11 protein-coding genes are annotated in these 14,736 nt (G+C 57.4%); 8 read left to right on the top strand and 3 right to left on the bottom strand.

All coding sequences use genetic code 11. From position 1 onward, the window contains the following. The first annotated feature begins 76 nt into the window (after positions 1-76). The 4 genes from xylF to xylR all read left to right on the top strand — a co-directional run bounded on the left by xylF (position 77) and on the right by xylR (position 5,062). Positions 77-1,069: a D-xylose ABC transporter substrate-binding protein gene (xylF, locus tag WFO70_RS18550; protein WP_337018236.1), complete on the top strand. Its 993-nt coding sequence runs from the start codon at positions 77-79 to the stop codon at positions 1,067-1,069. 71 nt (positions 1,070-1,140) lie between these two features. Next, complete coding sequence (locus tag WFO70_RS18545) at positions 1,141-2,682, top strand: xylose ABC transporter ATP-binding protein (protein WP_337018234.1); 1,542 nt, start codon at positions 1,141-1,143, stop codon at positions 2,680-2,682. Continuing rightward, complete coding sequence (xylH, locus tag WFO70_RS18540; protein WP_337018232.1) at positions 2,660-3,841, top strand: xylose ABC transporter permease XylH; 1,182 nt, start codon at positions 2,660-2,662, stop codon at positions 3,839-3,841. Before WFO70_RS18545 ends, xylH begins: the two co-directional genes overlap by 23 nt. Positions 3,842-3,883: 42 nt before the next feature. After that, positions 3,884-5,062, top strand: a complete 1,179-nt coding sequence (gene xylR / locus WFO70_RS18535) for a D-xylose utilization transcriptional activator XylR (RefSeq protein ID WP_337018230.1) — start codon at positions 3,884-3,886, stop codon at positions 5,060-5,062. Between the two features lie 36 nt (positions 5,063-5,098). Here the strand turns inward: xylR and WFO70_RS18530 are convergent, their stop codons facing one another. Further along, the gene (locus WFO70_RS18530) at positions 5,099-5,923 is read right to left on the bottom strand and encodes a protein bax (protein WP_337018228.1); all 825 of its coding nucleotides are present in this window, start codon (positions 5,921-5,923) and stop codon (positions 5,099-5,101) included. A gap of 313 nt (positions 5,924-6,236) precedes the next feature. Here WFO70_RS18530 and WFO70_RS18525 point away from each other — a divergent pair, with 313 nt between their 5' ends. Both WFO70_RS18525 and avtA read left to right on the top strand, forming a co-directional pair. Then, complete coding sequence (locus WFO70_RS18525; RefSeq protein WP_337018226.1) at positions 6,237-8,267, top strand: alpha-amylase; 2,031 nt, start codon at positions 6,237-6,239, stop codon at positions 8,265-8,267. A gap of 175 nt (positions 8,268-8,442) precedes the next feature. Beyond that, complete coding sequence (gene avtA / locus WFO70_RS18520; RefSeq protein WP_337018224.1) at positions 8,443-9,699, top strand: valine--pyruvate transaminase; 1,257 nt, start codon at positions 8,443-8,445, stop codon at positions 9,697-9,699. A 4-nt stretch (positions 9,700-9,703) separates the two neighbouring features. Here the strand turns inward: avtA and WFO70_RS18515 are convergent, their stop codons facing one another. Both WFO70_RS18515 and WFO70_RS18510 read right to left on the bottom strand, forming a co-directional pair. After that, a complete protein-coding gene (locus WFO70_RS18515; RefSeq protein ID WP_337018223.1) occupies positions 9,704-10,174 on the bottom strand; it encodes a 4Fe-4S binding protein in 471 nt (156 codons plus the stop codon). A gap of 127 nt (positions 10,175-10,301) precedes the next feature. Next, complete coding sequence (locus WFO70_RS18510) at positions 10,302-11,120, bottom strand: helix-turn-helix domain-containing protein (RefSeq protein ID WP_337018221.1); 819 nt, start codon at positions 11,118-11,120, stop codon at positions 10,302-10,304. Between the two features lie 226 nt (positions 11,121-11,346). Between WFO70_RS18510 and WFO70_RS18505 the strand changes: the two genes are divergently transcribed. Together WFO70_RS18505 and WFO70_RS18500 are read left to right on the top strand one after the other, a co-directional pair. Further along, positions 11,347-12,747, top strand: coding sequence for an MFS transporter (locus tag WFO70_RS18505; RefSeq protein WP_337018219.1), 1,401 nt, complete (start codon positions 11,347-11,349; stop codon positions 12,745-12,747). Between the two features lie 10 nt (positions 12,748-12,757). Further along, positions 12,758-14,713, top strand: a complete 1,956-nt coding sequence (locus WFO70_RS18500) for a glycoside hydrolase family 127 protein (RefSeq protein ID WP_337018217.1) — start codon at positions 12,758-12,760, stop codon at positions 14,711-14,713. Positions 14,714-14,736: the final 23 nt, after the last annotated feature.

Below are 14,736 nucleotides of genomic sequence, written 5' to 3'. Positions count from 1 at the left end.
TAAGAATTTGCTACGTCTCTTGCAATGATTGTTTCTTTTATCTCAGCAACCTAACCCTACAAAAGGCAATACAATTATGAAGATAAAGAACCTGTGCCTCACTCTTTGTGCATCGCTGCTGCTGGCGAGTACGGCGAGTCATGCAAAAGAAGTCAAAATCGGCATGGCGATTGATGACCTCCGTCTGGAACGCTGGCAAAAAGATCGCGATATTTTTGTCAATAAGGCAGAAGCATTAGGCGCAAAAGTTTTTGTCCAGTCAGCCAATGGCAATGAAGAAACTCAGATGTCGCAAATCGAAAATATGATAAACCGCGGCGTCGACGTGTTGGTTATTATTCCCTATAACGGCCAGGTTTTAAGTAACGTGGTAAAAGAAGCCAAACGCGAAGGCATTAAAGTGCTGGCCTATGACCGCATGATTAATAACGCCGATATCGATTATTATATTTCTTTCGACAATGAAAAAGTCGGTGAATTACAGGCGCAAAGCCTGGTAGCGAAAGTGCCGCAGGGCAACTATTTCCTGATGGGCGGCTCGCCAGTGGATAATAACGCCAAATTATTCCGTGCCGGGCAGATGAAAGTGCTGAAGCCCTATATCGACGAAGGCAAAATTAAAGTGGTTGGCGATCAGTGGGCGGATGGCTGGTTGCCAGAAAATGCGCTGAAAATCATGGAAAACGCCTTAACCGCCAACAATAACAAAATTGACGCCGTGGTCGCCTCTAACGACGCCACCGCGGGCGGCGCTATCCAGGCTCTCAGCGCCCAGGGGCTGGCCGGCAAAGTGGCGATCTCCGGGCAGGATGCGGACCTTGCCGGGGTGAAACGTATCGTGGCCGGTACCCAGACCATGACGGTCTATAAACCGATCACCCAGCTGGCCATCACCGCTGCGGAAATTGCCGTTGAGCTCGGCAACGGCCAGCAGCCTAAAGCGGACGCCAGTCTGAACAACGGCCTGAAAGATGTGCCTTCCCGACTGCTGACCCCTATCGAAGTCAATAAAGAGAACATTGACGCCACCGTGGTGAAAGACGGTTTCCATAAAAAGAGCGAACTGTAATCCATCATCGCCCCTGCCTGGCGGGGGCGCATCGACGTGTACTGTTTTCCTTCGGGTCATGTGGGGCAGTTATGTCTTATCTCCTTGAAATGAAAAGTATCACTAAGGCGTTTGGCGCGGTGAAGGCCGTGGATAACGTCAGCCTGCGCTTAAATCCCGGCGAGATCGTCTCGCTGTGCGGCGAAAACGGTTCGGGCAAATCCACCCTGATGAAGGTGCTGTGCGGCATTTATCCCCACGGCAGCTATGAGGGCGAAATTGTGTTTGCCGGCGAAACCCTGCAGGCCACGCACATCCGCGACACCGAGCGCAAAGGCATCGCCATCATCCATCAGGAGCTGGCGCTGGTGAAGCATCTCACGGTGCTGGAGAACATTTTCCTCGGCGCTGAGATTACCCGCCACGGGGTGCTGGATTACGACACCATGACCCTGCGCTGCGAAAAGCTGCTGGCACAGGTGAGTCTGGCGATCTCCCCCGATACCCGGGTGGGCGATTTAGGTCTGGGACAGCAGCAGCTGGTGGAGATCGCCAAAGCACTCAATAAACAGGTGAGGCTGCTGATCCTCGATGAGCCAACCGCCTCGCTGACGGAACAGGAAACCGCGGTATTGCTGGACATCATTCGTGACCTGCAACACCACGGTATTGCCTGCATTTATATCTCCCACAAACTCAACGAAGTGAAAGCCATATCTGACACGGTCTGCGTTATTCGCGACGGGCAGCATATCGGCACCCGCGAAGCGCAGGGGATGAGCGAGGACGACATCATTACCATGATGGTGGGCCGCGAACTGACTGCGCTCTACCCGAATGAGCCGCACACCCTCGGGGACGAGGTGCTGCGCGTGGAGCATCTCACCGCCTGGCATCCGGTCAATCGCCATATTAAACGGGTGAACGACGTCTCCTTCTCCCTGCGTCGCGGTGAGATCCTTGGCGTGGCCGGGCTGGTCGGTGCCGGGCGTACCGAGGCGGTGCAATGCCTGTTCGGCGTCTGGCCCGGGCGTTGGGAAGGGAGCATCTTTATTGACGGGCAGCAGGTCGACATCAAAAACTGCCAGCAGGCCATCGCCCACGGCATCGCCATGGTGCCGGAAGATCGGAAAAAAGATGGCATTGTGCCGGTGATGGCGGTGGGTAAAAACATCACCCTCGCCGCCTTAGACCAGTTCAGCGGCAAGCTGAGCAGCCTGGACGACGCCGCCGAGCAGCACTGCATTTTGCAGTCCCTGCAACGGCTGAAGGTCAAAACGTCTTCGCCGGACCTCGCCATTGGTCGTCTCAGCGGTGGTAATCAGCAGAAGGCGATCCTCGCCCGCTGCCTGTTGCTCAACCCGCGCATCCTGATCCTCGATGAACCCACCCGTGGGATCGATATCGGTGCGAAATACGAAATCTACAAGCTGATCAACCAGCTGGTTCAGCAGGGGATCGCGGTGATCGTGATCTCCTCGGAACTGCCTGAGGTGCTGGGTCTGAGCGACCGGGTGCTGGTGATGCATGAAGGAAAACTGAAAGCCAACCTGAACAACCAGAACCTGACGCAGGAACAGGTGATGGAAGCCGCATTAAGGAGCGAACGCCATGTCGAAAAGCAATCCATCTGAGTTAAAAGCCACGGCGCCCGCACCGGGTCTGTTTTCAGGGTTAAAGGGGCTTAATCTGCAGGTTTTTGTCATGATCGCGGCCATTGTGGCGATCATGCTGTTCTTCACCTGGACCACTGACGGCTCGTACCTCAGCGCCCGTAACGTCTCCAACCTGCTGCGTCAGACCGCCATTACCGGCATTCTGGCGGTGGGGATGGTGTTCGTCATTATCTCAGCGGAGATCGACCTCTCGGTGGGTTCGATGATGGGCCTGCTCGGCGGCCTGGCGGCCATTTTCGACGTCTGGCTGGGCTGGCCGCTGCCGCTGACTATCGTGGTCACCCTGCTGCTCGGCTTGCTGCTCGGGACCTGGAACGGCTGGTGGGTTGCCTACCGCAAAGTACCGTCGTTTATTGTCACCCTGGCGGGGATGCTGGCCTTCCGCGGCATTCTGATTGGCGTGACTAACGGCACCACCGTCTCCCCCACCAGCGCCTCTATGTCGCAGATTGGGCAGAGCTATCTCTCCAGCGGGGTCGGTTTTAGCCTCGGCGCGATTGGCCTGATGGCGTTTGTGGCCTGGCAGTGGCGGAGCAGAATGCGTCGTCAGAGCCTGGGATTAGCCACGACGCCATCCACCTCGGTTGTCGGACGCCAGGCGCTGACGGCGGTGATTGTCCTCGGGGCGATCTGGCTGCTGAACGACTATCGCGGCGTGCCGACGCCGGTGCTGCTGCTGGTTCTGCTGCTGCTCGCCGGGATGTTTATGGCTACCCGCACCGCCTTTGGCCGCCGTATTTATGCCATTGGCGGCAATCTCGAAGCCGCACGCCTGTCCGGTATCAACGTTGAGCGCACCAAGCTGGCAGTCTTTGCCATCAACGGCCTGATGGTTGCCGTTGCCGGGCTGATCTTAAGCTCGCGCCTGGGGGCGGGGTCGCCGTCGGCGGGGAACATTGCCGAACTCGACGCCATCGCCGCCTGCGTCATTGGCGGGACCAGTCTGGCGGGAGGAATAGGTAGCGTTGCCGGGGCGGTGATGGGGGCCTTTATTATGGCCTCGCTGGATAACGGAATGAGTATGATGGACGTCCCGACATTCTGGCAATATATCGTTAAGGGCGCCATTCTGTTGCTGGCGGTTTGGATGGATTCCGCGACCAAACGTCGCGCCTGAGGATGCTTTATCGTCTGTCACTGATTCTGGAAAAATAGCGCCATGTTTGAGAAGCGTCACCGCATTACGTTGTTATTCAATGCCAATAAAGCCTATGACCGCCAGGTTGTAGAGGGTGTGGGTGAATACTTGCAGGCGTCGCAGTCCGAGTGGGATATCTTCATCGAAGAAGATTTCCGCATGCGTATCGATAATATCAAAGACTGGCTGGGCGACGGCGTCATCGCGGATTTTGACGATGCCGTCATCCAGCAGCTGCTGGTCGATGTCGACGTCCCCATCGTCGGCGTCGGCGGCTCCTACCACAAGCCGGAAAACTACCCTCCCGTTCACTATATCGCAACCGACAACCACGCCCTGGTGGAGAGCGCCTTTCTCCATCTGAAGGAGAAGGGGGTGCAGCGCTTCGCCTTTTATGGCCTGCCCGTGTCCAGCGGCAAAGGCTGGGCGGCGGAACGAGAGCATGCGTTCTGTCAGCTGGTGGCGAAGGAGAAGTATCGCGGTGTGGTCTATCAGGGGCTGGAAACCGCACCTGAGAACTGGCAGCACGCGCAGAATCGTCTCGCCGACTGGCTGCAAACCCTGCCGCCACAGACAGGAATAATTGCCGTCACCGATGCCCGCGCCCGGCACGTGCTGCAGGTGTGCGAGCATCTGCACATTCCGGTGCCGGAGAAGCTGTGCGTTATTGGTATCGATAACGAGGAGCTGACGCGCTACCTCTCACGGGTGGCACTCTCCTCCGTGGCGCAGGGCACGCGTCAGATGGGCTATCAGGCAGCCAAGCTACTGCACCGTTTGCTGGATAACGAAAACCTGCCCCTGCAGCGCCTGCTGGTGCCGCCGGTGCGCGTTGTGGAGCGGCGCTCAACCGATTACCGCTCGCTGAACGATCCGGCGGTGATTCAGGCGATGCACTACATTCGTAACCATGCCTGTAAAGGCATTAAAGTCGATCAGGTGCTGGATGCGGTTGGGATTTCGCGTTCAAATCTGGAGAAGCGTTTTAAAGAAGAGGTGGGCGAGACGATCCATGCGGTTATTCATGCCGAGAAGCTGGAGAAAGCCCGCAGCCTGTTAATTTCGACCTCGCTTTCCATTCACGAGATTTCGCAGATGTGCGGTTATCCGTCGCTTCAGTATTTCTATTCGGTATTTAAAAAAGAGTATGACACCACACCGAAAGAGTATCGCGATCGCTACAGTGAAGTGCTGGTGTAAATAAAAAAGCCTTCCACAGGGAAGGCTTTTTTAATATTACATATGTGCAGCGATTAAACGCTGGTTATCCTGGTACATCGCAAACAGATAGTTGTTATAGCGTTGACCCTGAGTTGAATAACCTTTCAGCTTATGAATCATCGTGCTGGCCGTCACTTCCTGGTCTGCTTTACGCAACTGCGCGCGCGACTTACGGAAGGATTTATACGCCGGGTGCGTGTTCAGATTCACAACATACGCATTCACGGAATCTTTTACCGATTCAAACTGTGAGTAGCCTTTTACTTTGCCCGGTGCATTGTTACAACGACCTTTCGAGCATTTCATGCCGAAGAGGTTGTTATTGCTGCGCGCAAGCTTTGAGGTACCCCAGCCACTTTCGGCTGCAGCCATCGTTGCGACCATGCTGCCTGGGATAATATCCACACGCTCAAGCAAAGTGTTCCAGGGCACACGACGTGTGTTCCCGTTCCAGCTCACTTTGTAGCTTTTGGCAATCTCTTTCAGGCGCGCACGCTCGGACGGCGACCAGCGGCTGTCGTACTGCTTGGAAATAAGCCAGTTACGATCCGCCGTAATCGCGGCATTTTGACTTGTAATGTAAGGCATTACCGTCCGGAGAAACGCTTTTTTCCTTGGTGTCCCGGAAGGGTATTTTCGCAAATCAGGAAGTGAACTACTCTTTGCACTATTGCGAGAATACTCTTGTTTACTGCTAACCTTACTACTTGTCGTCTTTATGACGTGGGCCTTTTTACTCGTTGTGTCCGTGTGCGTCTTCGCAAGCACCTCACCCGAAAATGCCATGGTGAGTAACATGAGTATCGCGGCCCCATATCGTCGGATGGGAGTCGATATCATTAGGTCTCCTGGTCGGATAGAAACATTCCAACACCTTATTTTTTTCGTAAAATGAGAAGTGAATCTCAGATCCTAGCAAAAATAGACGAGAAGAGCATCCAAAGAAATAGTCTAAATCCGAAACCCTGTCATCTGAAAATCGCTCGCTTAAGCATCATTTTCACCAAAATGTGCTCAATATCGCAGTTAAACCGCTCTTTTAGCGTGAGATCACTCATCCTCAGCGCTCCTCCCTGCGCGATAGCGCCAGGGGATGAGGTCGCCTTCTACACTTGAGGGCAAACTGAACAAAATGCTGTGACAGGAAACCGGTATGAAACGTTCCGCTCTCGCTCTTCTCCTCTTGCCTGCCATGGCCAGCGCCGACTGGTCAGCCCCGGGTTTTCCGACCTTTACCGCTGAAGGCTCGGGAGTCTTCACGGCACAGGCAAAGCTGACGAAGGGTACCCGCCCGCTCAGGGTGAATTTTGACAAGACGTGCTGGCAGCCTACAAACGCGATAAAACTCAATGAGATGATGTCACTTAAGCCGTGTGAAGGCGATCCGGTGCAGTGGCGTCTGTTCCGCGACGGCGACTATCAGGCAAGGATCGATACCCGCTCCGGCACGCCCACTCTGATGTTGACCGTTGCCAGCGAGAGCGAAAAAGCGGTGACCAACGTGGTGCGCCAGTGCCCGAAATGGGATGGCACCCCTCTGACGATCGACGTCAGCAGCACTTTCCCGGAGGGGAGCGTGGTGCGTGATTTTTACAGCAAACAGACCGCCACCGTGCAGCAGGGGAAAATTACCCTGCAACCTGCGCCGGGCAGTAACGGCCTGCTGTTACTGGAGCGTGCCGAGACGGACAAACCCGCCCCGTTCAGCTGGCAAAATGCCACCGTCTATTTTGTCCTCACCGACCGGTTTGAGAATGGCGATCCGGCCAACGACAACAGCTACGGACGCCATAAAGATGGCATGCAGGAGATCGGCACCTTCCACGGTGGCGACCTGAAAGGACTCACCAGCAAACTGGACTATCTGCAACAGCTCGGCGTTAACGCCCTGTGGATCAGCTCGCCGCTGGAGCAGATCCACGGCTGGGTCGGCGGCGGTACCAAGGGTGATTTCCCCCATTACGCCTATCACGGTTATTACACCCAGGACTGGACCCGGCTCGATGCCAATATGGGCACGGAAGACGATCTACGCCAGTTAGTGGACGAAGCCCATCGCCGGGGGATCCGCATCCTGTTTGACGTGGTGATGAATCACACCGGTTACGCGACGCTGGCTGACATGCAGGAGTATCAGTTCGGCGCGCTCTATCTGCAGGGTGATGAGCTGAAGAAAACCCTCGGCGAGCGCTGGACCGACTGGAAACCTGCCGCCGGGCAGAGCTGGCACAGCTTTAACGACTACATCAATTTCAGCGATAAAGCGGCATGGGATAACTGGTGGGGTAAAAAGTGGATACGCACCGACATTGGCGATTACGACAACCCCGGTTTCGACGATCTGACCATGTCCCTGGCCTTCCTGCCGGATCTGAAAACTGAAACCACCACCCCCTCGGGCCTGCCGAATTTTTATCGCCATAAGCCTGATACCCGGGCAAAAGCCATCGATGGCTACACGCCCCGGGACTACCTCACGCACTGGCTGAGCCAGTGGGTAAGGGAATACGGGATTGACGGCTTCCGCGTTGACACCGCCAAGCACGTGGAGCTGGCGGGCTGGCAGCAGCTAAAAGATCAGGCCAGTGAGGCCCTGAATGCCTGGAAAGCGGCCAACCCGGAGAAAAAACTCGACGATGCCCCCTTCTGGATGACCGGTGAATCCTGGGGGCACGGGGTGATGCAGAGCGATTACTATCGTCACGGCTTCGATGCGATGATCAATTTTGATTATCAGGAGCAGGCGGCGAAAGCGGTGGATTGCCTGGCCGACATCGACCTGACCTGGCAGCAGATGGCAGAGAAGCTGCAGAGCTTTAACGTCCTGAGCTACCTCTCCTCTCACGATACCCGCCTGTTCCGCGAGGGCGACCAGCGTGCGGCTGAGCTGCTGTTACTGGCCCCGGGTAGCGTGCAGATATTTTACGGCGATGAATCCGCCCGACCGTTCGGCCCGACGGGCTCCGACCCGCTACAGGGCACGCGTTCGGACATGAACTGGCAGGATATCAGCGGCGCGCAGGCGGCAACGGTTGCCCACTGGCAGCAGCTCGGGCAGTTCCGCGCCCGCCATCCGGCGGTGGGCGAAGGGACGCAGACCACGCTGACGATGCCTCAGGGCTACGGCTTTGTGCGAGAGCATCAGGGCGATAAGGTCATGGTGGTATGGGCGGGTAATCGCTGAAGGTGACGTGCAGACTCCCTCTCCCGCACGGAGAGGGAAACGCAGCATAATTTACTGCCTGATGGCAAACCGGCAACACAAAACCACCCTTCTTCGTTTCCACCCTGATTTGCACCCGCGCAGTTGTAGCGTTATGGTGAGCCACACTTAGAACAAGCCCGACAGAACACCTGCTATGACTTTTTCACTTTTCGGCGACAAATTCACCCGCCATTCAGGCATTACCCGCCTGATGGAGGATCTCAACGACGGGCTGCGCACACCGGGCACCATCATGCTCGGCGGGGGTAACCCGGCACAAATTCCTGAGATGAACGCCTATTTTCAGACGCTCCTCGCGGACATGCTGGAAAATGGCAAAGCTACTGATGCGCTGTGCAATTATGACGGCCCGCAGGGGAAAACCGAGCTGCTCGCAGCTCTGGCAGAGATGCTGCGCGACACCCTCGGCTGGGAGATCGAACCACAGAATATTGCACTGACTAACGGCAGTCAGAGCGCGTTTTTCTACTTATTTAACCTCTTCGCGGGCCGACGTGCCGACGGCACCACCAAAAAGGTGCTCTTCCCGCTGACGCCAGAGTACATCGGTTACGCCGATTCCGGCCTTGAGGACGACCTTTTCGTCTCCGCACGCCCGAACATCGAGCTGCTGCCGGAAGGCCAGTTCAAGTATCACGTCGATTTTGAACACCTGCATATTGGCGAAGAGACCGGAATGATCTGCGTCTCGCGGCCCACCAACCCGACCGGGAACGTGATCACCGACGAAGAGCTGATGAAGCTGGATGCGCTGGCAAACCAGCACGGCATTCCGCTGGTGATTGATAACGCCTATGGCGTGCCCTTCCCGGGCATCATTTTCAGCGAAGCCCGTCCGCTGTGGAACCCGAACATTGTCCTGTGCATGAGCCTTTCCAAGCTCGGCCTGCCGGGCAGCCGCTGCGGGATCATCATCGCCAATGAGAAAATCATCACCGCCATTACCAATATGAACGGCATTATCAGCCTGTCTCCGGGCGGGATTGGCCCGGCGATGATGTGCGAGATGATTAAACGCAACGATCTGCTGCGCCTGTCGAATGAGGTGATTAAACCCTTCTACTATCAGCGCGTACAAGAGACGATCGCCACGATTCGCCGCTACTTACCGGAAAATCGCTGCCTGATCCATAAGCCGGAAGGGGCGATTTTCCTCTGGCTGTGGTTTAAGGATCTGCCGATCACCACCGAGCTGCTGTATCAGCGTCTTAAAAAGCGCGGGGTATTGATGGTGCCGGGGGATTACTTCTTCCCGGGGCTGGATAAACCCTGGCCGCACACCCACCAGTGCATGCGCATGAACTACGTGCCGGACCCGGAAAAAATCGAAGCCGGGGTGAAAATCCTGGCCGAAGAGGTTGAGCTTGCGTGGCGGGAAAACGGCCAGTAACGATTTAAGCCAGATATCGCAGCCGTTCGGCGCGTAACCGGGCAGGATCGACGCAGCTTAACGCGTGAGTGGGACAGGCCGCCACACAGGCCGGTCCCGCTTCGCGATGCGCGCAGCGATCGCACTTCAGGGCCTGAACCTGCTCAGCACTTCCCGTCACCTGCATCGCCCCGAAAGGACAGGCGACCATACAGCTTTTACAGCCGATACAACGCGCCTGATCCACCCGCCACACCCCTAACTGCTGCTGGATAGCCTGCGTCGGACAGACGTTGGCGCAGGGCGCGTCTTCACACTGATGACAGGTGACCGCCGTGGTAAAGGTCCCGCCTTTTACCACCCGAATGCGGGAGGTAAAGGTGCTTGCCGTCACCGCCGCACAATTCTGATCTTCCTGATGCGACACCACGCAGGCCACTTCGCAGGTGCGACAGCCAATACATTTCGCCGGGTCGGCAACAATAAAGGGGTTCATCGCCTGCTCCATCCTTGCTGAAAAAAAATCAGGTTGCCAGAGTGTTCGGGGCGAGCGCCTTGATCAGACAGGGTAAAAGGCCCGATTTGTGCACCCTGCCGTTAAAACTGGCCATCTGCCCCAGGACTCAGGCGGAGTTGATATGCTCTTTGCAATACCGGCGTTTCCATACGCCGGGCGTTAACCCCGTATGCTTGCGAAAGATCTGCCGGAAGTAGCCCGCGTCGTTAAACCCGCACCGCACCGCCACCTCTTTCAGCGAGACAGCATCGTTGAGCAGCAGCTTTTCCGCCGCCCGCACGCGCTGGCGGTGGATCGCCTCGGTCAGGGTGAGATTGAAGACCCGCCGGAACACCCGCCCCAGATAGTCCGCATTGCAGTGCAGCTCTTTGGCAAGCGTAGAGGTGGAGAGCGGCAGGTGAAACTGGGTGCCGATCAGCTGCCGCGCCTTCCACGCCAGATTCACTCCCGCCTCATCCGACGGCAGTTCCTGACTGGCCGCCCGGGAGAGCTGTTGCAGGATCAGCAGCAGAATAAATTCCAGCGCCGGGCTGCGCTGAAGCTTCTCCTGCTCGGTCAGAAACTGGCGGAACAGGGCAACCATCGCCTGCGGATCGCCGCTTTTTCCGTGCTGCTGCACCGACAGTAACGTGCTCCAGGCGGAAGGCGAACTCTGCTCGTCGACCTCAAAATGCAGCCAGTAAAAGCGTAAATCGGCGGGAAAATCCTCGATGCCCTTATGCCGACGATGCGGCCAGAGCAGCAGGCTCTCTCCGGCATGTACCTCGAAACCGGTTCCCTCCTCCTGGATCGTTAATGTCCCCTTTTCGACAAAAATCACCTCCCAGGAATCGAGCCTGCGCGCCGGATGTCGTCCCACGCCCCGGGAGATGAAATACCCACCATTCTGAACCCTGATCGGAAGTGCTATGGATAATTCGAGCATCGCTATTCACTTTCCCGCTATTAACAGACAATTTATGAAGCTTTATCACTGATTATTAACAGGTATTCTCCTTTCGTCCCGATCGAAATCACATTTTGAACACGAGGTCGGAATCCTCACCTTTTTATACTTTTCCCTTCCCTTGTTGAGGCCGGGATTCGGTGCAAAATTAATCGGGTACCTGAAAGAACAACATAAAAAATTCGATAACCCGAGGAGTTACCTCATGACTTCCACTCCGATTACACAGACAGAGATTGCCCGACAGGCCGTCAACGATCGCCTCTCGGTGCGAGAAAAAATCGGCTACGGCCTGGGCGACGCGGGCGGGACGGTGATCACCTGTCTGATCATGAATTTTCTTACCTTCTTCTATACCGATGTCTTTGGCTTAACCCCGGCGCTGGTCGGCACGCTGTTTATTGCCCTGCGCATTTTCGACGCCATATCCGACCCGGTGATGGGGATCATTGCCGACCGCACCCAAAGCCGCTGGGGACGTTTTCGCCCATGGCAGCTGTGGGTCGCCCTGCCGATTGGCGTGATCGGGGTACTGACCTTCACCGTGCCGGATGCCGGGATGGGGGTCAAAATCGCCTGGGCGTTCGGCACCTATCTGCTGCTCTCGGTGGGCTATACCGCCATCAACGTGCCGTATTGCGCGCTGATCAACACCATGACTACCCGTCACAGCGAAGTCCTCTCCTGCCAGTCCTGGCGTTTTGTCCTGTGCGGCGTGGCCGGTTTCCTGGTCTCGGTCGGCCTGCCGTGGCTGGTCTCTGCGCTCGGCCAGGGCGACACGGCCCGGGGGTATCAGCTTGGCGTGGGGGTGCTGTGCGCCATTGCGGTGGTGATGTTCCTGTGCTGCTTCTTCTGGGTACGCGAGCGTGTGCCGTTGGCGATGATGGGCAAATTCACCCTTAAGGAGCACCTCGCCGGCCTGCGTCAGAACGACCAGCTGCTGCTGATGCTGGTAATGTCCTTCCTGTTGATTAACGTCTTCAACATCCGTGGCGGCGGCTACATGTATTTCATCACCTACGTGCTGGAGGGCAGCACCGCCTACACCTCGCTGTTCTTCACCATGGTGACCTTTGCCGCCATTCTCGGGGCGGTGATCGTCAACCTGCTGTCGCGCCGCAGCGATACCGTCAGACTCTACTACTACACCAACCTGGTGCTGGCGGTACTGGCGGCGGGAATGTGGTTCCTGCCCGGCGGCCCGGCGCACCAGACCCTGTGGCTGGTGGTGATTCTGGCGAACGGGGTGATCCTCGGCTTTACCCTGCCGCTGCACTTCGCCTTGATGGCTTTTGCCGACGACTACGGCGAGTGGAAAACCGGGGTGCGTTCGTCCGGGATGAACTTCGCCTTTAACCTGTTTTTCATCAAGCTGGCCTGGGCCTCCAGCGCCGGGATCATCAGCCTGGTATTTATCTTTGTCGCCTATCAACCGGGGGCGGGAAACCAGACGGCCGCCTCGCTGCAGGGCATCACCACCATGGAGACCCTGCTGCCTGCCCTTTTCCACCTGCTGCTGGCGCTGGCGATCCGCAAGTGCCGACTCAATAACCCGATGATGGGGCGTATTGCCACCGACCTGCGCCAGCGTCACGCTCACGCCTGAGGAGAACATGATGTCTATAATGGAACCCGACCTGCACAAACTGAAAATCAGCGACCCGTTTCTGGGCCAGTATCAACAGCTGGTGCGGGATGTGGTTATCCCCTACCAGTGGGATGCCCTGAACGATCGCATCACCGAGGCCGAACCGAGCCATGCGATCGCCAACTTCCGCATTGCCGCAGGCCAGCAGAGCGGCGAATTTTACGGGATGGTCTTTCAGGACAGCGACGTGGCGAAATGGCTGGAGGCGGTCGCCTGGTCGCTGTGCCAGAAACCCGACCCGGAGCTGGAAAAGACCGCCGACGAGGTGATCGACCTGGTGGCCGCCGCGCAGTGCGAGGATGGTTATCTGAATACGTACTTCACGGTAAAAGCCCCCAACGAGCGCTGGACAAACCTGGCGGAGTGCCATGAGCTCTACTGCGCCGGGCACATGATTGAAGCGGGTGTGGCTTACTTCCAGGGCACCGGCAAGCGCCGTCTGCTGGAGGTAGTCTGCAAGCTGGCCGACCATATCGACCGCGTCTTTGGTCCAGGCGAGCAGCAGCTGCACGGCTATCCCGGCCACCCGGAGATCGAACTGGCCCTGATGCGCCTGTTTGATGTCACCCAGGAGCCGCGCTATCTGGCGCTGGTGAAATATTTCGTCGAGCAGCGCGGGACCCAGCCGCACTTCTACGATATCGAATATGAAAAGCGCGGCAAAACGTCGTACTGGAACACCTACGGCCCGGCGTGGATGGTGCAGGACAAAGCCTACAGCCAGGCGCACCAACCGCTGGCCGAACAGCAGACGGCCATCGGCCATGCGGTGCGCTTCGTCTATCTGATGACCGGCGTCGCCCACCTGGCCCGCCTGAGCCAGGATGAAAGCAAGCGTCAGGACTGCCTGCGGCTGTGGAACAACATGGCCCAGCGCCAGCTGTATATCACCGGCGGGATTGGCTCCCAGAGCAGCGGCGAAGCCTTCAGCAGCGATTACGATCTGCCGAACGATACCGTCTATGCCGAGAGCTGCGCCTCAATCGGCCTGATGATGTTCGCCCGACGGATGCTGGAGATGGAGGCCAACAGCCAGTACGCCGACGTAATGGAGCGGGCGCTGTACAACACCGTGCTCGGCGGTATGGCGCTGGACGGGAAGCACTTCTTCTACGTCAACCCGCTGGAGGTGCATCCGAAAACGCTGAAGTTTAACCATATCTACGATCACGTGAAGCCGGTTCGCCAGCGCTGGTTTGGCTGCGCCTGCTGCCCGCCGAACATCGCCCGGGTACTGACCTCAATCGGCCACTATATCTATACCGTCCGCGAAGATGCGCTCTTTATTAACCTCTATATCGGCAACAGCATGGCCTTCCCGGTGGGCGAACAGGAGTTGCAGGTGCGGATCAGCGGCAACTACCCGTGGCAGGAGCAGGTCAACATCGAGATCACCTCTCCGGTAGCGATCGACCATACCCTGGCCCTGCGTCTGCCGGACTGGTGCGCCAACCCACAGCTGACGCTGAACGGCGAAGCGGTCACCGGCGAGGTGCGCCAGGGTTATCTCTACCTGACCCGCCGCTGGCAGGAGGGCGACAGACTGCAGTTAACCCTGCCGATGCCGGTCCGTCGGGTTTACGGTAATCCGCAGGTGCGCCAGCAGGCAGGGAAAGTGGCGATTCAGCGCGGGCCGCTGGTCTACTGTCTCGAAGAGGCGGATAACGGCGCCGGGTTGCATAACCTCACTCTGCCTGCCGACAGCGAATTTACGCTCATTGAAGGCAAAGGGATTTTTGCCCACAAGATGCTGATCCAGACCCAGGGGTATGCCCGTCACACCGCAAATGCAGAACAGCAGCCGCTGTGGCAGTACGATCGCGCCCCGACCACGCAGCAGGCGCAGACCCTGACCTTTATTCCGTGGTTTAGCTGGGCGAACCGCGGCGAGGGGGAGATGCGGATCTGGGTGGATGAGGCGTAAGAAGAAAGCGATTGAGGCTGCCC

This window comes from Leclercia sp. AS011 (assembly GCF_037152535.1).
GTDB lineage: Bacteria > Pseudomonadota > Gammaproteobacteria > Enterobacterales > Enterobacteriaceae > Enterobacter.
The sequence above is the reverse complement of the archived record's forward strand: the minus strand, read 5'-3'. Positions and strand labels throughout refer to the sequence as shown.